This window comes from Rhodococcus sp. M8, assembly GCF_015654185.1.
Lineage (GTDB): Bacteria > Actinomycetota > Actinomycetes > Mycobacteriales > Mycobacteriaceae > Rhodococcus > Rhodococcus aetherivorans.
In genome coordinates this window covers 5159923-5178337 of the sequence record NZ_CP064065.1, presented here as the reverse complement: position 1 = coordinate 5178337, position 18415 = coordinate 5159923, and the positions used below count along the sequence as shown (strand labels likewise).

Here is an 18415-nt window from a genome sequence, read left to right as displayed (position 1 = left end):
GGAACGGAGGGACTACTGGTCTGCGCGCCAGCGGGACAGTCGGCGCTCGACTGCGACGAGGATCCCGTTGAAGGTCAGACCGACGAGGGAGATGGCGACGATGCCGGCATACATGTTCGGGATCTGGAAGTTGAGCTGCGAGGCGGTGATGAGATAGCCGAGACCTGCTTTGGCGCCGACCATCTCGGCCGCAATGAGCACGAGGATCGACGAGGCCGCAGCCATCCGGATGCCGGTGAAGATCGTCGGCACGGCAGCCGGCAGGATCACCTTCTGGAACAGGCGGTAGGAAGGCAGACCGAGGGAACGGGCCGATTTGACCAGCAGCGGATCCACGGTGCGCACGCCGGAGATGGTGTTGAGCAGGATCGGGAAGGTGCTCGCGTAGATCACCAGCGCCACCTTCGAGGTCTCGCCGATGCCCAGGATCAGGATGAACACGGGCAGCAGTGCGAGCGCGGCGGTGTTGCGGAACAGCTCGAGGATCGGGTTGAGGAACTCGGCCACCGGCCGGTACCAGCCGATCGCCACCCCGAGCGGGATCGCGACGAGCACTGCGATCACGAATCCGGTGACGGCCCGGGACAGGCTGGCGCCGAGGTGTTCGGCGAGCTGGCCACTACCGATCAGCTGGGTGAAGGCCTCCGCGACCACGGTGAAGGGCGGCAGGAACACCTCGTCGGCGAGCCCGAACCGGGGCGCGGTCTCCCAGACCGCGAGGAAGGCGAGGATCGCGAGGGCCGGCTTCACACCGCGCCATACGACGGCACCGACCCGGCGTCCGGTCCCGGCGCCCGGGGCGGGCACGGCCGGCGCGGGTCGCTGCTCCGCGAGGGCCCCGTCGAGCTCGACGGGGTCGATCAGCGTGGCGCTCGGACTAGACATGCTGCACCTCCTGGGTTGCGGCACCGAACTCGTGGTGCTGCGCGCGCTCGACCTCCGAGTGCAGCAACGACCAGATCCGGTGTCGATAGTGTCGGAACGCCTCGCCGGACCGGACGTCGTCGACGGTGCGATCGATGTCGATGTTCACGACGGTCTTGATCCGCCCGGGCCGGGACGTGAGCACGGCGACGCGCTGTCCGAGGTAGATCGCCTCGTCGATGCCGTGGGTGATGAACAGGATGGTCTTGCCGGTCTCGTGCCGGATCCGCAACAGCTCGTCCTGCAACGACTCCCGGGTCTGCGCGTCGAGGGCGGCGAACGGCTCGTCCATGAGGAGCACCTCGGGGTCGAACGCCAGGCTCCGGGCGATCGCGACGCGCTGTTTCATGCCGCCGGACAGCTCGTGCGGATAGCGATCGCCGAACCCGCGCAGCCCCACCAGCTCGAGGTAGTGCTCGGCCAGCGCGCGGCGCTGACGCCGGGGCAGGCCCTTCGCCTCGAGGCCGAATTCGATGTTGTGCCGCGCGGTGCGCCACGGCAGGAGCGCGTACTGCTGGAAGACGATGCCCCGATCCAGGCCCGGCCCGGAGATCGGCTGTCCGTCGAGCAGGATCCGTCCCGACGTCGGCCTGCTCAGCCCGCCGAGAAGGTCGAGCAGCGTGGACTTGCCGCAGCCGCTGGGGCCGACGAGGACGAGGAACTCACCGTCGGCCAGGTCGAGGCTGACATCGTCGAGGGCAGTGAACGCGGTGTCCGTACCGCGGACCGGGAACTGCTTGGTCACGTGCTCGAGACGGAGCTTCGGGGTGGTGCTCATTTCGCCTCCTCGACGGGTTCACCGTTCGGACCGCTCGACGGTTCGTAGGTGCCGTTGGCGTAGGGGTTGAATTCGTTGGTGTAGATGTCGGCCGGGGTGAACGTGCCCTCGGGCAGTTCGCCGTTCCGGGCGAGCCAGTCGAGCCAGGTCTGGATCTCCTGTTCGGTGATCGTCCCGCCCGGGCCGGCGACGCCGGGGCTCTTGTAGAACTCGACGAGGTTGGTGTTCTCGTTGCGGCCGCGGCCGTTGATGATCTCCTTGTACTCGGCGATGACCTCGTCGCGTGGGGTGGTCTGCGCCCAGCGAATGGCCCGCGCCGTGCCCTGCACGAAATCCGCCACCGCGTCCCGGTTCTCGGCGATGAAGTCGTCTCGGAAGACGTACGTGCCGTAGCTGAACGCCCCGAACAGGGACTCGTCGGTGAACAGCGGACGGATCCCGCCGCGCGAGACCGCGGTCTCGCGGAACACGCTGCCGAGGGTGCCGACGTCGATCTGCCCTTCCCGCAGCGCCTGCTCGGTGTTCACCGGGGGCACGACGATCAGTTCGACCTGCTTGATCTCGTCCGGGGTCAGTCCCTGCTGGGCGAGCCATTCGCGGACGAGGAACTCGTGGTGGGCACCGAGCGTGTTCATCCCCACCTTCTTGCCGATCAGATCCCGGGCGGTGCGGATCGGGCTGTCCTCGAGCACGTAGTAGCCGTTGAACGACTCCTTGTCGGAGCCGTAGTAGCTGATGACCGACGTGATCGGCGAGTTGGCGGCGGCGAGCTTGATGACGGCGCCGTTGAATGCGCCGCCGAACTCGGTCTGGCCGGTGGCCGCGGACTGGATGTCCTGCGGACCGCTGGTGGTGTCGCCCACCCAGTCCAGCGCGACGTTCTCGTAGTAACCGAGGTTCTCCGCGAGTTCGGGATAGGTGACCTGGCCGGCCGAGCCCTGGTAGCGCAGGACGGTGCGACCGTCCTCGGTGGTGGTGGTCTCCGACCCCGAGGAGCAGGCCGCGACCCCCGCGGCGAGGGTGACGAGGGTGGCTGCGACCGCAGCCGACCGGACCAGTCGGCTGCGCAGCGTGGAATACGACATCGCGAGAGTTGTCCCTTACGTTCGACGAAGAGGCCCGGCACGGCGGGCACGGAGAAATGCGGCGCGCGGCGACAGTGAAGGCGTACGCGACACCGGGATTCGCGGTGCGGCAACGGAAGATCGCGCGACGGCGGCCGGCCGGACGGGCCGGCACGCCGGGCTACACCGGGAGGGTCAGCGACAACAGTCCGGACACTCGTACACGGTGGACTCCTTCTGCGGCGATCGGACTCCGGAAGTCTGTCCCGGGCCGCCGCGACGGGTCAACGCTTCGGCGCATCCGTGTGCGGATCCCTTGACATGTTCGGTCCGGTGCCGTACCGGTCGCGATCGCGCCGTCGGTCGGTACGATCGCCCCATGCGCACCGCCGTGCTCGCCGACGCCTTCGAGCAGCATCGGCCGCACCTGCTTTCCGTCGCCTACCGGCTGACGGGCAGCGTCGCCGACGCCGAGGACGCGGTCCAGGACGCGTGGCTGCGCCTCGACGGCGCCGACACCGACCGGATCGACGATCTGCGGGCGTGGCTGACCACCGTCGTCGGACGCCTGTGCCTCGACCGGCTGCGGTCGGCGACGGCGTGCCGGGAGAACTATGTCGGCCAGTGGCTGCCCGAGCCGATCGTCACCCCGCTCGGCGGATCGCCGGCCCCGGATCCACTGGAAGCCGTGGTGCGGCAGGAGGACAGCAGGATGGCGGCGATGGTCGTGCTGGACACGCTCACCCCCGCCCAGCGCGTCGCCTTCGTCCTGCACGACGGGTTCACCGTGCCGTTCGACGAGATCGCCGGCATTCTCGACGTCACGCCGGCGTCCGCGCGCCAGCTCGCCTCCCGCGGTAGGCGGGCCGTCGCGGCCGCGCCGCCCCCCGTGCCGGCCGCCGAGCACGTCGAGGCGGTGCAGCGGCTGATGACCGCCCTCGCCTCCGGGGACCTCGCGGCGGTGGTCGCGGCGCTCGATCCCGATGCCCGGGTGATCGGAGACGCCAACGGGGTGACCCGCACGGCCGTCAACGTCGTCGTCGGCGCGGAGCGGTTCGCCCGGTTCTTCCTGGGCCTGATGCAGCGCTACGGCGCCGAGGCGTTCCTGGCCGGCACACCGGCGCTCGTCAACGGCGAACTCGGGTTCGTCAGCGGGGGCGGCCCCGGCGACGAGACCCACCGGGCCTTCGCCGGCCGGGTCGTCGGCTGCACGGTCCGCAACGGGCGGGTCTGGGCGGCCTACGACATGGCCAATCCCGACAAGCTCCGCGGCGTCCTGCTCGACCGCGGGGACGGCGACCGAGCGTAGCGAACCGGACCGAATCCGCCGACCGGACGGTGCGATCGGTTTCACCCCAGGTGCAGCCATCGGCCGATCGACGGCACCTCGTGCTCGTCGACCGCGAACACGAGGTACCACCCCGGCGGCGCGAGGTCGGGGTCGGTGGGCAGATGCAGCGTGACCGATCCACCCGCCCCGGCGGTGAACGCGACGTCGACCAGGCGTTGCTCGCTGTCGCACGAGTGGGTGCAGGCGCCCGGACGGACGAGGCCGACGGTCTGTACGGCGCCGCGCGGGTGCACGGTCGCGGCAACGGCTCCCCCGTATCCGCCCTCGGCGGCGGCCAGCTCGAGGGTCGGCCGGTCGCCGTGGAACAGATACGGGGGCCAGTAGATCTCGATGCGCAGGTCCTCCGTCTTGCGGGCCGGATTCGAGCCGGCGGTGACCACTTTCCCGTCGGGGGTCAGCAAGGCGACCGAGTGGTAGAGCCGGGGCACCCGAGAGGGCGCGGTGTGCGTCCACACGCCGGTGGCGGGCCGGTAGATCTCCGCATGGGGCGGTGCGCCGTGCGCCGTCTCCTCCACCGCCGAACCGCCCGTGGCGAGCACCGTGCGGTCCGGGAGCAGCACCGCGCTCAGATGCATGCGGGCATGGGCCATCGGGGGACCGGGCCGATAGGCGGGCTCCGGGTCGGTGAGGTCGACGATCCGCGTGTCGGCGAGTGCAGGTGCGGGACTGTGCAGGTCGAATCCTCCGCCGCCGAGGATCATGACCCTCTGCTGCTGGGCCGGCGGCAGCAGCACGCTCGCCGCCTGATTGCGGGAACCGGGCACGGCCAGGCCGGCCACGGCGGTGACGTGACCCGTATCGGGATCCCACACGGACGGCCGCATGCCGTTGTTCCCGCCGTATTGACCTCCGGAATAGAAGATCCGGCCGTCCGCGAGCAGGAACAGGTGCGCATACATCGGGATCGGGCCCGGCGACGGCAGTTCCGACCACGTCGCGGTCGCCGCGGTGTAGCGCTCGGGGACGACCGAAAGATGGTTGTCGGCGCCGAGTCCGGACACCGCGACCACGTTCCCGTCGCCGAGGGTGAGCAGCGTCGGGTACCACCGCCCGTACGTCATGTCGGCGGTGGCCGACCACTCCCCGTGACCGGATCGAAGACGAGCGCGTCCTTCAGACCGTAGAACGGGTCGTACCGTTCGGTGCCCCCGGCCGCGAGAAGGCGCCCGTCGGGAAGAAACGCCTGCCCGACGCAGAACAGGTCGATCGGTGTGGCCGGAGCGTCGAGTTCGGGAGCGGGATAGTGCCAGACTCTGGTGCGGAATCGATGGGCTGCATGGTGGTCGGGATCGTTCCCGGAGCCTGCGAAGAAGAGCACGTCCCCGGTGTGCAGCAGCGCCGCGTGCACGGGATTGATCTCGGTGCCGAAGTCGAGCAGCCGCCAGAGGCCCATGTCGGGCGCCTCGTCGACGTCCGTGACGAGTTCGACCACGCGGAGGTATCCGGTGTTGCGCTGCGGTGGGTTGTCCGTCGCGAGCACGACCAGTTCGGGCCGGGAACCGTCGCCCCGATCCAGCACTGCGGCTGCCGCACCCTGGTTCTCCCAGAAGCCCCACGCCGGGATGGTGGACCACACGCTCCAGCCGTCGAGGGCGTGACCGGATCCGTCCAGACCCCAGCCGATCGTGTAGTGACCACCGTTCTCCCCCGGCGGATTGTCGACGGCGAGCACGATCAGTTCGGGCCGGCCGTCGCCGTCGAGGTCGGTGACGGCGATGCCCGCACCCTGGTTCTCCCAGCCGTACCAGTCCGGTACGGGCACCCAGGGCGTCCAGCCGGCGGTCAGCGTTCCCTCGGGAGTCAACCCCCGGCCCAGCCGGAACTGTCCGCTGTTCTGGCCGGGCGGGTTGTCGACGACGAAGACGACGAGGTCGAGCGTGCCGGTACCGCCGAGGTCCGCGACGGCGATACCGGCGCCCTGGTTCTCCCAGCCCCACCAATCGGGAACGGGGATCCAGGACTCCCAGTTGCGCACCGTTCCGTCGGCGGCCAGCCCGTGTCCGACCCGGTACCAGCCGGTGTTCTGCTCTCGCGGGTTGTCGATCATGAGAGCGACGACGTCCGGTGCGCCGTCACCGTCGAGGTCGGCGACGGCGACGCCGCAGTCGTGATTCTCCCAGCTGAACCAGTCCGGAACAGGCACGAAACCACCGGCCATGGCGCCTCCCAGTATCCGTGTCCCGCCGCGGTCGGGTCCGCGAACGAGACACCACGAACAGTGTCGCCCATCCGCACTCGCGTGTCCGGGACGGACACGCCTAGGCTTCGGCCATGGAGCAACGACTGAGCTTCGTCACTCTCGCCGTCGCCGACCTCGAGCGCACCCGGCGCTTCTACGTCGACGGACTCGGCTGGACCCCGGTCGTCGACGTCCCCGGCGAGGTGGTGATGATCCAGGTCGGCTCGCACCTCGTCCTGTCCCTGTGGGACGAACGGCAGTTCGCGGCCGAGGTCGGCCCCGTGCAGCGGGGCGGCGTCCCGCCCGTGACGCTCGCCCACAACGTCGCCGACCGAGAGGACGTCGACCGGGTGCTGGACACCGCCCGCCGCGCCGGAGCCGATCCGGTCTCCGACGCGGTCGAACGTGAGTGGGGCGGCTACACAGGGTATTTCGCGGACCCCGATGGGTTCCGGTGGGAGATCGCCTGGAATCCGGGTCCCATCGGTCAGCTCGTGCTGCCCTGAGCCGCGTCGTCCTGCAGCCACGGCACCCGGCACGCGTCGGTGCTGAAACCCTGCTCGTGGATGCCGAGGGCCGAGTTCATCCGGGCCCGCATGTTCTCGAGCGCGATCTGGTACGTCAGTTCCACCACCCCGGCCCGCCCGAAGCGACGCTCGAGGTCGGCGACCTGCTCGTCCGTCACCGCGACGGCCGCACCGCCGGCTCCCGTCATCGCGTCGGCGTACGCGATCGCCGCACGCTCGTCGTCGCTGTAGGCGTCGGAGGTCGCGTAGTCGGCGATGTGCTCGAGGCGGTCCACGTCGAGTCCGTCGAGCCGCTGCAGCATCGCGCCGAAGTCGACGCACCAGGAGCACCCGACGCTCCAGGCCACCCGGTACACCGCGAGCTCGCGGACGTGCGCCGGCAGCACCGTCGAGGCGCGCTCGACGAGCATCTCGTGCACGGCGCTCGCCCGCATCAACGCCGGATGGTGGGCGTAGACGGCGAACGGCTCGGGCACCTCCCCGAAGCGGCGCCGGGCCACCCGGTAGGCGATCTTCGTCGTGACGCCGGCCTCGGCCGGTGTCACCGCGGGAATGCGCGCCATGACCTTCTCCGTTCCTCGGGTCCCGAGCGGGACCGTTCATCCTTTGGACGAGACAGCCCCGCCGGATGTGACACGACCGCTGCCGGAGGCCGGGAAGGGCGCGGCTAAGCTGCAGAAATGGCAGAAATCGCGTCCTCACATCGGGTCCGCACCGTCCGCAGGCTGCGCCCGTTCGCGTCCACGATCTTCGCCGAGATGACCGCCCTGGCCGTTACGCACGACGCCGTGAACCTCGGCCAGGGTTTTCCCGACACGGACGGCCCCCGCGCAATGCTGGACGTCGCGCGCCAGGCCATCGCCGACGGCGTCAACCAGTACCCGCCCGGGCCGGGCACGCCCGAGTTGCGCCGGGCGATCGCGGCGGACCGCGCCGCCCGGTACGGGCTCGAGCACGACCCGGACACCGAGGTCCTCGTCACCGTCGGCGCCACCGAGGCGATCAGCGCCGCCATCCTCGGTCTCGTCGAACCCGGCGACGAGGTGCTGCTCACCGAGCCCTACTACGACTCCTACGCCGCGTCCGTGGCGCTGGCGGGGGCGAGCCGCCGCACGGTGCCGCTCGCCCGCGCGGGGTCCGGGTTCGTCCTGGACGTGGACGCGCTGCGCGCCGCGGTCACCGAGCGCACCCGCATGCTCGTGGTCAACACCCCGCACAACCCGACGGGCACGGTCTACGACGACGCGGCGCTCGGCGCGGTCGCGGCACTGGCCTGCGAGCGGGACCTGCTGGTGCTGTCCGACGAGGTGTACGAGCACCTGGTGTTCGACGGCCGCCGGCACCGCCCGCTCGCGTCGCTGCCCGGCATGGCCGAACGCACCGTCACCGTGTCCAGCGCCGCGAAGACGTTCAACGTCACCGGCTGGAAGATCGGATGGGCGCTCGGCCCCCGTGAACTGATCGACGGGGTGCGCGCGGCGAAACAGTTCATGTCGTTCGTCGCCGGGGCGCCGTTCCAGCCCGCCGTCGCGTACGCGCTGACCCACGAGCAGCCGTGGATCGCCGCCCAGCGCGACGATCTGCAGCGCAGGCGCGACCTGCTCTCCGGCGCCCTCGCCGACGCCGGATTCGGTGTGTTGGACTCGGCCGGCACGTATTTCGTGTGCGCGGACATCACCCCGTTCGGCGCGACGGACGGTGTCGCCTTCTGCCGGACCCTGCCCGAACGCATCGGGGTGGCCGCGGTCCCGGTCAGCGCCTTCGTCGACGACCCCCAGCAGTGGAACCATCTGGTGCGCTTCGCGTTCTGCAAGCGCGACGACGTCCTCCTCGAGGGCGTCCGGCGGCTGCGCAGCCTGCGGGAGCACGGCTGAACATGACCGCCCCCGCCACCATTCCCTCCGACTTCGTGCGCCGCTCGGTGGTTCTCGCCGCGGCGAACGGCGTGGATCTGGCCCCGGCCCTGGACGCGGCCCGGATCAGTCGCGCGGTGCTCGCGCACCCGCACGCGCGCCTCACCCCCGAACAGGTCACCCGGTTCACGCAGAAGACCTGGGAGCTCACCGGTGACGAGTTGTTCGGCCTCGGGCCGGGGCCGGTGCCCCGCGGCACCTTCCGCGTGATGTGCCTGACGCTGATCCACTGCCGGGACCTCGCCCAGGCCCTCGAACGGATGATCGAGGTCAACCGCGTGCTGCCGACGCTGCCGAGACTGCGGCTGACGCCGGGCCCGCAGACGACCCGGCTCGAGGTGGTGCTGCCGGAGCCGTGCGACGACAAGACCCGCGTCATCATCGATTTCCTGCTCATCCTGCTGCACCGCTTCGCGGCCTGGCTCGTCGGCGGACGAGTACGGCTGGCGTCGGTCACGGTTCCCTACGGCGAGCCCGATCCGGTGCTCGCGAAGAACTACGACGCGATCTTCGGGGTGCCGGTCACCTTCGACGCCGACGGGGCAGCGCTCGAAATCGACAACGCGGCACTGCGGTCGCCCATCGTCCAGACCGAGGAGACGCTCGAGGACTATCTGCGCGAATCGCCGAATCTGATGATGTCGGAACGCGACTACGACTCCACCGCCGCGTCGCAGGTGCGGCGGATCTTCGAGTCGGGCATCGAGGGACGCACGGCGACCGCCGAGGAAGTCGCGGAGATGCTGTCGGTGAGCGCACCGCATCTGCGGCGCCTGCTCCGGCAGGAGGGCACCTCGCTCGGGCAGTTGCGCGAGGAGGTGCTGCGCGACACGGCGATCGCCGGGCTGCGCCGCGGCGAACCGGTGGACGCGCTGTCGGCCCGCCTCGGCTTCTCCGAGCCGAGCGCGTTCCGGCGTGCCTTCAAGCGATGGACAGGCAAGACCCCGCGCGCGTATCGGTAGGTCCGCCGGTTCACCCGACGCAGAACTCGTTGCCCTCCGGGTCGGTCATGGTGATCCACTCGCTCGGCCCCTGCCGGCCCCGGTGCAGGACGGTCGCGCCCGCCTCGACGAGCCTCCCGGCGAGCGCCTCACGTTCCTCCCCGGCCCGGATGTCGAAGTGCAGCCGGTTCTTCACCGTCTTGCCCTCGGGCACCCGCTGGAAGAGCACGCGCGGACGCGCGGGCACCTCGGGATCGGAGATCGCGGCGCCCGCCTTCCAGACCAGGACGCCCTCGAAGATCTCGGTGTCCTCCTCGCGGGCGTGGCCGGCCGCGACCAGGCCGCGGATGAAGTCCTCGTTGCTCGGCTCCACCCGCCAGCCCAGCGCGGCCGCCCACCATTTCGCCAGCGTGTGCGGGCTGTCGGAATCGACCGTCACCTGGAATTCGTAACCCATGCGGCGACGGTACGACGAGACTCCGACAGGTCAGGGCTGAACGAGGATCCGGATCGGATCCCCGATGTGGTTGTGCAGCTTCTCGATGCCCTCGGCGATGTTCTCCAGCGGCACGATCTCGCTGATCGAGCGGGAGATGTCCAGGCGGCCGCGGGAGACGAGCGCGGCGAGCGTTTCGATGTCGACATTCTTGTAGCCGAGGTGGCCCATCACGTGCTTGCGCGACAGTCCGAACGTGGCGGTGGGGCCCAGGGAGGCCTCCTGCCCGCTCAGCCCGACGACCACGACGCGGCCACCCGTCATCACGCACTGCAGGGCCTGGTCGAAGGTGGCCTTCACGCCCGCCGAGTCGAAGGCCACGTCGAGCATCTTCCCGCCGGTCGCCTCGGCGACCCTCTGCACCAGGTCCGGGTCGCGGGAGTCGAACGCGTAGTCGGCGCCGAGTTCGAGGGCCCGCTCCCGCACCGCGGGGTTGATGTCGAACGCGAGGACCGGCACGGCACCGATCAGCCGGGCGAGCTGCACGATGTGGGTGCCCACTCCGCCGACCCCCCACACGCCGACGGCCTCGCCCACCTGCACCTGCCCGGTGCGCACGACGGCGCCGAACGGCGTGGACACCGCGTCGGCGAGGATCGCCGCCTGCTCGAGCGGGACGTTGTCGGGCACGAGGGTGAGACCGCCCGCCTGTGCGACGGTGTACTCGGCCCAGGCGCCGTCGTACGCGAAGGCCATCAACTGGATGTTCAGGCAGTTGGTCAGGTCGCCGCGCCGGCACTTGCGGCACTGCATGCACGGTCGTCCGGCCGAGGGCACGACGCGGTCCCCGACCTCCCACCCGGTCACGCCGTCCCCGACGGCGGCGATGGTCCCGGCGGCTTCGTGGCCCTGGGTGACCACCGGCAGCAGGGCCGGGAAGGTGCCGTCGAGCAGGCTCAGGTCCGAGTGGCAGATGCCGCAGAAGGCGACCTTGACGAGCACCTCGCCGGGGCCCGGCGACGGAATCGGAACATCTTCCAGCACATTGGTTCTGGTGTCCGCATGAAAACGCGCGGCGCGCATCGTCTCGGTCATGATCCCCTCATCCTGTTGTGCGGCGGCAGCCAGGGGCGACCCTACTCCCGGCGCATGCGGCGTTGCGCATGTTTGTGCCGCGGATCTCCGCGACGGGTTGCATCCGCCCACGGTGGGTGAGAGCGTCGGAAGGAACCGTCATCGACTTCGAGAGGGTGATTCGCAACAATGCAGACGGCCGTCATCGACGACTACCCGACCCGGAACCGCACGAACTGCGTGAGCGTGTCCCGGCCGGATCCGGTGGTGTGGGGATCGGCAACGGGGCCGCTGGACGCCCCGGCCGTCGCCGAGTACGACCGGCGCGGGTTCCACACCGTCGACGCGCTCCTGCCGGCGCACGACGTCGGAAATCTGCTCGACGAGACGGCACGTCTGGGCCGGGATCTGGCCGACGACGAGCGGGTCGTGCGGGAGGCGGGAAGCGGGGACGTGCGCTCCGTGTTCGACGTGCACCGCCTCTCCGGCACGGTCGCCGAGATCGTCCGGCGACCGGAGATCGCCGGTATCGCCCGCCAGCTCCTCGGCTCGGCGGTCTACATCCACCAGTCGAGGCTGAACGTCAAGCCGGGATTCCGCGGCGGACCGTTCTACTGGCACTCCGATTTCGAGACCTGGCACGCCGAGGACGGGATGCCGCGTCCGCGGGCGCTGAGCATCTCCGTCGCGCTGACCGAGAACTACGGTTACAACGGCGGTTTGATGATCATGCCCGGTTCGCACCGGACCTTCGTCTCGTGCGCCGGTACCACCCCCGACGACTACTACCGGCAGTCCCTCGTCACGCACGTGCCCCCCACCGGTTCGCCCGACGAGGACACGCTGACCTCGATGGCCGCCGAGCACGGCATCGCCACGTTCACCGGCTCGGCCGGTTCGGCCACGGTGTTCGACGCGAACTGCATGCACGGCTCGAACGGCAACATCACCCCGTTCCCCCGGTCGAATCTGTTCGTGGTGTTCAACAGTGTCGAGAACGCGCTCGTCGAGCCGTTCTCGGCGCCGCGCCGGCGGCCGGACTACCTCGGCAGCCGGGACTTCACTCCCCTGCACTGACCCGAACGGACGTGCTGACACGAACGGACGCGGGGTGCGACCGGCGCGGGCCGGGCGCACCCCGCATCGCGGCGCTCACACGCGGGCGGTGTCCGCCACGTCGATCGGCAGCGTGCGGGCACGCGGTGTGCGCAGCAGCCGGGTGAGCGTGAACCGGCCCAGCTCCGGATCGTAGGGCCGGTAGGCCAGATACACCAGCACGTGGAACGCCCAGTGCGCCCGCAGGATTCGGCGAAGCACCGGATTCATCCGGCCATGCAGTTCGAACGTGGCGGTTCCGGAGCGGATGTACTTGGTGTACTCCCGCGGCGGCGTCAGCGCACGCCGTGGGGAGATGTCGACGAACAGCTCGGAGAGCTGGGCGATCTCGATGTCGGCCTCGCGCAGGCACAGGGCCAGGTCGAGGTCTTCGTGGATCCCGGCATCCGTGCTGACCGCGTCGCGGACGCGCTGCCAGGCCGACCGGCGCACGGCCATGTTGGCACCGTGCAGGTTGTCGATGCGGCGCTCACCGCCGAAGAAGCCCTTGCGCACGCGCTGCTCGATATACCGGCGCTTGAGCTCCCGGTACGGCGAGTCGTAGGAGTTGCTGAGTCCGCTGACGGCACCGACGCTCTCGGTGTCTGCACGCGCGAAGAAGTCGAGGATCGCGCGGGCCCATCCGGGCCGCACCCGCGTGTCGGCGTCGATCCGGCCGAGGAGATCTCCTGTCGCCGAGTCGAATCCGGCATTGCGGGCGAATGCGACGCCGGGGCGGGGCTCGACGATCCGGCGGACGATCGGAGACCGCTCGGCGATCGCGTCGACGATCTCGCCTGTCCTGTCCGTCGAATTGTTGTCCACTACCACGATTTCGCGGATGTCCGCTTCCTGCTCCAACAGCGCCGCCAGACACGGACCGATGTAGCGTTCCTCGTTGTACGCCGGCACGACCACCGACAGCGTGTGCTGATGCATGCCTCCGACGCTACCTCGACCGGCCGCGCGCCGCGGGGCGCCGAGGGCGGGAACCGTTCCGGGACATCCCCCGAAACGGTTCCCGGCACCGGCGTTGGGCGCGCCGCGGGCCTCAGGCGCGCCGGCGGCGCACCGCGGGCCTCAGGCGCGCCGGCGGCGCACCGCGTCGGCCAGCCGGTCGAGCTGGTCGGCCGTGGTGGCCCAGTCGAGGCACGCGTCGGTGATCGACTTGCCGTACTCGAGCTCGTCGGACCGGCCCAGGGTCAGGTCCTGACGGCCCGCCGCGAGGAAGCTCTCCAGCATCACACCGACGATGCCCTTCTCGCCCGCGACGAGCCGCTCGGCGATGTCGGTGACGACGTCGACCTGCTTCTCGTGGTTCTTGCTGCTGTTGCCGTGGCTCGCGTCGATCACGACGCGCTCGGGCAGACCGGCCTTGCGCAGGCGGGCCATGGTGTCGGCGACCGTCCCGGCGTCGTAGTTGGGGCCGGCGGAGCCGCCGCGCAGGATGACGTGGCAGTCGGGGTTGCCGACGGTCTCGATGAGCGCGGCCTGCCCGTCGAGATCGGTGCCGGGGAACACGTGGCTCGCGGCGGCGGCGCGGGTGCCATCGACGGCCACCTGCACGTCACCCTCGGTGGAGTTCTTGATGCCGACCGGCATGGACAGTGCGCTGCACAGTTGCCGGTGCACCTGGCTGGCCGCGGTGCGGGCCCCGATCGCGCCGTAGGTGACCAGATCCGCGTAGTACTGCGGCAGGATCGGGTCGAGGAACTCGCACCCGACCGGCAGTCCGAGGCCGGACACGTCGAGCAGCAGCTTGCGGCCGATGCGCAGACCAGTGTTGATGTCGTAGGTGCCGTCGAGGTGCGGGTCGTTGAGCAGGCCCTTCCACCCGAGGGTGGTGCGCGGCTTCTCGAAGTACACCCGCATCACCACGTGCAGGTCGTCGCGCAGATCGTCGGCCTTGGCGGCGAGGCGGCGCGCGTAGTCCATCGCGGCGGCGGGGTCGTGCACCGAGCACGGCCCGACCACGACGAGCAGCCGGTCGTCGGTGCCGTCGAGGATCGCCACGGTGTCGGCGCGGCCCGAGCGCACGGTGGCGGCGGCCACCTCGTCGGGGGCGTGCTCGCCGCGGACGACGGCCGGGGCGACGAGCGGGCTGATCCGCACGGTCCGCTGTTCGTCGAGATTCGCGGTGGAGATGGAGGTGCTGGTGGTCATCGGGGTTCGGTTCCTGTTCCCGGGCCGACCCTGGCTGAACCTGAAAGATCCCAGCGAGCCGGTCCGTGTCCGGCTCGTAGGTGGAAGAAGTCAGCGCGCGGTTACGCCGACCGACCCACCCCGGGCCGGCCTGCTAAACCAGAAATATGCACGCTGCATGCGGACCACCGTAACAGGCCGCCCTCCGCGGCGCCACGGCGCCCCCGTGCGCGGTTTCGGTAGCGGGGGCTACCGGAACCGCGCACGGGTATGGGGACGGCCGGGCGTGACGACTGACCGGCGGTCGGCATCGGCGGGGTCCGGCGCTATTCCGGGCTCCTGTGCATCTGCGTTCGCGGCAGCGCCTCGCGGCTGAGGACGATGTCGAAACGAACCTTCGACCAGGCGCCCTCGATGACACGACCGTCGGGTGTCGGGGTACCGTCTTCCTGCTGCTCGAACTTCTTGATCAGCGAGGACTTGACGCCGAAAACCGCGTCTTTCCATCCGACTTCGTCGCCCTCCGGAAAGATGTGTGTCACCAACGTGCGGCAGTCGGGGTGGGACACCATGAAGTGCAGGTGGCTGGCCCGCAACGGGGACCGCCCGACTGCGTCGAGCATCTTGCCGACCGGCCCGTCGTGGGGGATCGGGTACGGCGTCGGGGTGAGTCCCCAGAAGGCGTAGCTACCGTCCTCGCGGGAGAACAGGTGCGCTCGTGCAGCCCGCTTGGTGGCGTCGTACTGCACGTCGTAGAGACCGTGCTCATCGGCTTCCCACACCTCGATCCGCGCCCCGGCCAGCGGATTTCCGTCGGTATCGGTAACGGTGCCCTCGACCCGGCACGGTTCACCCTGAGCGCCGAAGGCCATGTCGCCGCCGACCTCGATCTCGGGACTGTCCTCGACGAAGAACGGACCGAAGACCGTGGACTCGGTGGCGCCCTCGCGGGCCTGGTGGTTGACGTTGATGGTCTGCATCGACGCACCCAGCGTGTCGGACAACAGGATGAACTCCTGCCGCACCTCGTCGGTGATGTGACCTGCGGCGGTGAGGAACTCGATCGCAGTGCCCCACTCCTGCTCGGTCAGACGGGTCTCTCGGATGAAGGAGTGCACATGTTTGACGAGCGAGACCATCAGCTCCTTCAAGCGCGGGTCATCGCAGGTGTCGAAGCTCGCGACGACGGTATCTACCAGGACCTGCTCGACGGCCTGCTGTTCGGGGGAGACGGTGCGGTCGATCATGTCGTGGCTGCCGACCGGAACCGAATCGGCGTTCACGTAGTTACCGCTCACGGGATATCTCCTTCCCAGGCCGCCTTCAACAGGGCAGCAAGTGTATCTTCGGTCACTGGCGTGGGGTTGTCGTCCGGGATGGCTCGGAGGATGGGATCGAGAGCCTTGGCGATTCCGTCCTCGGGCATGCCGTAATCCTTCAGTGCGTTCGGCGCATTCAAAGTCTTGTGCAGTGCGGCCAGGCCTTCGAGGGCGGTCGGGGCGTCGAACGCGGCCGCTATCCGGCGCTCGGCTGCGGGGGCGTGTGGTGCATTGAAGGCCAGTACGTGAGGAAGCACGACGGCGTGGGTCTGTGCATGTGGAAGGTTGAACAGGCCGCCCAGCACATGACAGATCTTGTGATGCATGCCGCTGCCGGCAGAGGCGAAGCTGACCGCGGCCAGATAAGCGCCATAGAGCGTCTCCTCGATTCCCGCAAGGTCGCCAGGTTCGGCGGCGACTTTCGGCAGGCCTGTGGCCAGGCTGCGAATGCCCTCCCCGGCCAGAGCCTGATCGATCGGGTCAGCACGCGGGGCCCACATCGCATCGATGCAGTGGGCCATCGCATTGAGGCCGCTGGCCACGGTCATGTCACCGGGAAGGGTGGTGAGCAGGTTGGCGTCGTACACGATCGAGGCGGGAAGAACTCCAGGATCGATCCCGGTGGTTTTGGTTCCACCCTTGGTGAGGCCCCACACGTTGGTCGCCTCGGAGCCGGCGTACGTCGTCGGAACGGCGACGATGGGCAGACCGGTGGTCATCGCGACGGCCTTGGCCAGTCCGGTCGAGGAGCCACCGCCGACACTGACCACGAGGTCTGCACCACAGGCCGTCGCTGCTTCGCGGGCACGTACGGCTACCTCGACTGGCACGTGCATGACTACGTCCTCGTAGCGCAGAGCGACGGGGATCTCGGCGGCGATCGGGTCGGCCAGCATCTTCTCGCGCGCGGAGGCGATGAGCATGACCTTGGACCCGCCGAGGACCGCGACTTCGGCAGCCACCGCCGCGGGCGCCTCACCGGAGGCGAAGGTGACCCGCTGCGGCAGCGACACGTGAGTGAACTTCATGTATCTCGTTCCTCGTCCTTCTCGCAGGTTGATGTGCTCAGTGGTTGTCTGCGGTGGCAGGTCGACGTCACGGGCCCGCCGCCTGTGCTGCCCGACACCCACCTGGAATCAGATGGTTCGATCAGGCGGGTGAGAGGAAGTCGCGCAGTGCTGTCCGGACATCGGCGGCGTCGACGTTCGAGCCTTCGCCGGCCCACGCGACGTATGTGTCGGGACGCACGACGAGCGCGGTGATCCCGCGCAGGGACTGCGGTCGGCGGGCCGCGTGTGCTTCGACGAAGGTGGCGGGCAGCCCTTCTACGTCGAAGCCCCGCAGCATGCCGGTGCCACTCAGGTCCACGATCACGAAGGGGGACCGGCGGAGGAGTTCGTACAGGCGAACACTCGAGCCGTCGCGGAGGAAGAGGTCGAAGTCCGGGGCGGGCCAGCCGACCGCGGCGTGGCTGCCCTGCGGCGACGGGTAGGCGGATTCGAGTCCGTTCAATTCCTTCCACAACTGCGCCGTGACGTACGGTGTCGTGATCATGTGCTTTTCGAACCGCTCCTTGAAGGCCATCCCTTCTTCGGTGAAGTTGAACTGCACGGCGACCTGCGAATCGACGCTGCGGAGAAGGTCCTCGACGATGGGGCGGCGTTCGGACTCGTAGGTGTCCAGCAGGGCCTCGTCGGCTTGCCCTGCGAGCACCGCGCCGATCTTCCAGCCGAGGTTGAACGCGTCTTGGATGCAGTAGTTCATCCCGACGCCGCTGGCGGGGTAATGAACTCGAGCTGCCTCGCCGACGAGGAAGACCCGTCCCTTCCGGAAGGCTTCGGCCCGGAACTGTGCATCGCCGTAGCGGCTGGCCGCGGACAGCGACGGGACCTCGACATGCTCGCCGAGGATCTCGCCGGCCTGCTTCGCGACCTCTTCGGCGGTAACCGGCTCGTTCTGGGCGGCCTTGCGCCCTTCGGCGTGCACCATCGTGAACCGGGTGACGCCGGGACCGTACGGGTACGCAGCGACCCAGCCGTGGGTGTTCTGGCCGACCTTCATTCCGCCGGCCCAAGGGAAGTCGATGTCGGCGTTCGCGATGATCCCGGTGAAGGTGGACGGGTGACCGATCCGCGCGATTCCGATCGCCTCTCGAACGCGACTTCGTCCTCCGTCGGCACCGACGACGTACGTCGCGGTCGTGGTGTGCTGCTGCCCGTCAGAGGCACGCCACCCGACCTCGACTCCGTCGCCGACATCATCGACGTTCTCGACCTCCGCTTCGAATGTCATTTCGACACCTGTTTCCAGGGCCCAGTCGCGCAGGATGGTCTCGGATTCGTGCTGGGAGAGGAAGAGGGTGAACCCGAAGCGGGAATCGCGATCGGTCCAGTCGACGGGGTGCATGCCGGCCCAGATGTGCCAGGTCTGGAAGGGGTGCGGGTTCATCTCGGCCGTGCGCTTGATGAAGCGATCGGCGATGCCGCGTGCATCGAACAGCTCGAGAGGGCGCGGGAGCACGGTGCCTGCGCGGGGAATCGGTGCGACCGCGCGCTTTTCGAGAATGCGGACGCTTGCTCCTGTGCGCGCGATCTCCGCTGCGACCGTCATGCCGGAGGGGCCGCCGCCGACAACCAGAACATCCACCTCTGCCATGGGAGGTTCTCCTTCGT

The 18415-nt window shown here is 69.5% G+C and carries 18 protein-coding genes; 5 read left to right on the top strand and 13 right to left on the bottom strand.

Features of this window, described 5'->3' with window-relative positions; genetic code table 11:
• Positions 1–12: 12 nt before the first annotated feature.
• Genes ISO16_RS23510 through ISO16_RS23500 form a run of 3 tightly spaced genes read right to left on the bottom strand, consistent with a single transcriptional unit; the run spans position 13 to position 2787 of the window.
• Positions 13–885 carry an ABC transporter permease gene (locus tag ISO16_RS23510; protein ID WP_072634506.1) on the bottom strand — a complete coding sequence of 291 codons (873 nt, stop codon included), beginning with the start codon at positions 883–885 and terminating at the stop codon, positions 13–15.
• Complete coding sequence (locus ISO16_RS23505) at positions 878–1702, bottom strand: ABC transporter ATP-binding protein (RefSeq protein ID WP_072634505.1); 825 nt, start codon at positions 1700–1702, stop codon at positions 878–880. The genes ISO16_RS23510 and ISO16_RS23505 overlap by 8 nt, the downstream gene beginning before the upstream one ends.
• Entirely contained in the window at positions 1699–2787 is a 1089-nt protein-coding gene (locus tag ISO16_RS23500; protein ID WP_050034701.1) for an ABC transporter substrate-binding protein, read from the bottom strand. Before ISO16_RS23500 ends, ISO16_RS23505 begins: the two co-directional genes overlap by 4 nt.
• A gap of 358 nt (positions 2788–3145) precedes the next feature.
• On the opposite strand from ISO16_RS23500, the gene ISO16_RS23495 reads away from it, so the two are divergent.
• Entirely contained in the window at positions 3146–4075 is a 930-nt protein-coding gene (locus tag ISO16_RS23495) for a sigma-70 family RNA polymerase sigma factor (protein ID WP_072634504.1), read from the top strand.
• A 41-nt stretch (positions 4076–4116) separates the two neighbouring features.
• On the opposite strand, the gene ISO16_RS28795 is transcribed toward ISO16_RS23495, so the two are convergent.
• Both ISO16_RS28795 and ISO16_RS28790 read right to left on the bottom strand, forming a co-directional pair.
• A complete protein-coding gene (locus ISO16_RS28795; RefSeq protein ID WP_230304424.1) occupies positions 4117–5178 on the bottom strand; it encodes a galactose oxidase early set domain-containing protein in 1062 nt (353 codons plus the stop codon).
• Positions 5175–6275 (bottom strand): FG-GAP repeat domain-containing protein, encoded by a 1101-nt coding sequence (locus ISO16_RS28790; RefSeq protein ID WP_230304423.1) that lies wholly within the window; start codon positions 6273–6275, stop codon positions 5175–5177. Before ISO16_RS28790 ends, ISO16_RS28795 begins: the two co-directional genes overlap by 4 nt.
• Positions 6276–6388: 113 nt before the next feature.
• Between ISO16_RS28790 and ISO16_RS23485 the strand changes: the two genes are divergently transcribed.
• The gene (locus ISO16_RS23485) at positions 6389–6802 is read left to right on the top strand and encodes a VOC family protein (protein WP_072634502.1); all 414 of its coding nucleotides are present in this window, start codon (positions 6389–6391) and stop codon (positions 6800–6802) included.
• Here ISO16_RS23485 and ISO16_RS23480 read toward each other — a convergent pair.
• Complete coding sequence (locus tag ISO16_RS23480) at positions 6784–7386, bottom strand: carboxymuconolactone decarboxylase family protein (RefSeq protein ID WP_006931110.1); 603 nt, start codon at positions 7384–7386, stop codon at positions 6784–6786. The genes ISO16_RS23485 and ISO16_RS23480 overlap by 19 nt on opposite strands.
• A gap of 117 nt (positions 7387–7503) precedes the next feature.
• On the opposite strand from ISO16_RS23480, the gene ISO16_RS23475 reads away from it, so the two are divergent.
• The gene (locus ISO16_RS23475) at positions 7504–8697 is read left to right on the top strand and encodes a pyridoxal phosphate-dependent aminotransferase (protein ID WP_083662405.1); all 1194 of its coding nucleotides are present in this window, start codon (positions 7504–7506) and stop codon (positions 8695–8697) included.
• A 2-nt stretch (positions 8698–8699) separates the two neighbouring features.
• Positions 8700–9698 (top strand): AraC family transcriptional regulator, encoded by a 999-nt coding sequence (locus tag ISO16_RS23470; protein ID WP_006931106.1) that lies wholly within the window; start codon positions 8700–8702, stop codon positions 9696–9698.
• Between the two features lie 10 nt (positions 9699–9708).
• Here the strand turns inward: ISO16_RS23470 and ISO16_RS23465 are convergent, their stop codons facing one another.
• Together ISO16_RS23465 and ISO16_RS23460 are read right to left on the bottom strand one after the other, a co-directional pair.
• Positions 9709–10134 carry a VOC family protein gene (locus tag ISO16_RS23465; RefSeq protein WP_043799865.1) on the bottom strand — a complete coding sequence of 142 codons (426 nt, stop codon included), beginning with the start codon at positions 10132–10134 and terminating at the stop codon, positions 9709–9711.
• Positions 10135–10164: 30 nt separating this feature from the next.
• Positions 10165–11208, bottom strand: a complete 1044-nt coding sequence (locus tag ISO16_RS23460) for a zinc-binding dehydrogenase (RefSeq protein ID WP_072634501.1) — start codon at positions 11206–11208, stop codon at positions 10165–10167.
• 168 nt (positions 11209–11376) lie between these two features.
• On the opposite strand from ISO16_RS23460, the gene thpD reads away from it, so the two are divergent.
• A complete protein-coding gene (gene thpD / locus ISO16_RS23455; RefSeq protein ID WP_043799864.1) occupies positions 11377–12264 on the top strand; it encodes an ectoine hydroxylase in 888 nt (295 codons plus the stop codon).
• 75 nt (positions 12265–12339) lie between these two features.
• Here the strand turns inward: thpD and ISO16_RS23450 are convergent, their stop codons facing one another.
• The 5 genes from ISO16_RS23450 to ISO16_RS23430 form a co-directional block, all read right to left on the bottom strand.
• Entirely contained in the window at positions 12340–13221 is an 882-nt protein-coding gene (locus tag ISO16_RS23450; protein WP_029541766.1) for a glycosyltransferase, read from the bottom strand.
• A 141-nt stretch (positions 13222–13362) separates the two neighbouring features.
• Positions 13363–14445 carry a 3-deoxy-7-phosphoheptulonate synthase gene (locus tag ISO16_RS23445; RefSeq protein ID WP_029541763.1) on the bottom strand — a complete coding sequence of 361 codons (1083 nt, stop codon included), beginning with the start codon at positions 14443–14445 and terminating at the stop codon, positions 13363–13365.
• 305 nt (positions 14446–14750) lie between these two features.
• The gene (locus tag ISO16_RS23440; protein ID WP_072634577.1) at positions 14751–15671 is read right to left on the bottom strand and encodes a dioxygenase family protein; all 921 of its coding nucleotides are present in this window, start codon (positions 15669–15671) and stop codon (positions 14751–14753) included.
• 47 nt (positions 15672–15718) lie between these two features.
• Complete coding sequence (locus tag ISO16_RS23435; RefSeq protein ID WP_072634500.1) at positions 15719–16771, bottom strand: maleylacetate reductase; 1053 nt, start codon at positions 16769–16771, stop codon at positions 15719–15721.
• A gap of 121 nt (positions 16772–16892) precedes the next feature.
• The gene (locus ISO16_RS23430) at positions 16893–18398 is read right to left on the bottom strand and encodes an FAD-dependent monooxygenase (RefSeq protein ID WP_072634499.1); all 1506 of its coding nucleotides are present in this window, start codon (positions 18396–18398) and stop codon (positions 16893–16895) included.
• Positions 18399–18415: the final 17 nt, after the last annotated feature.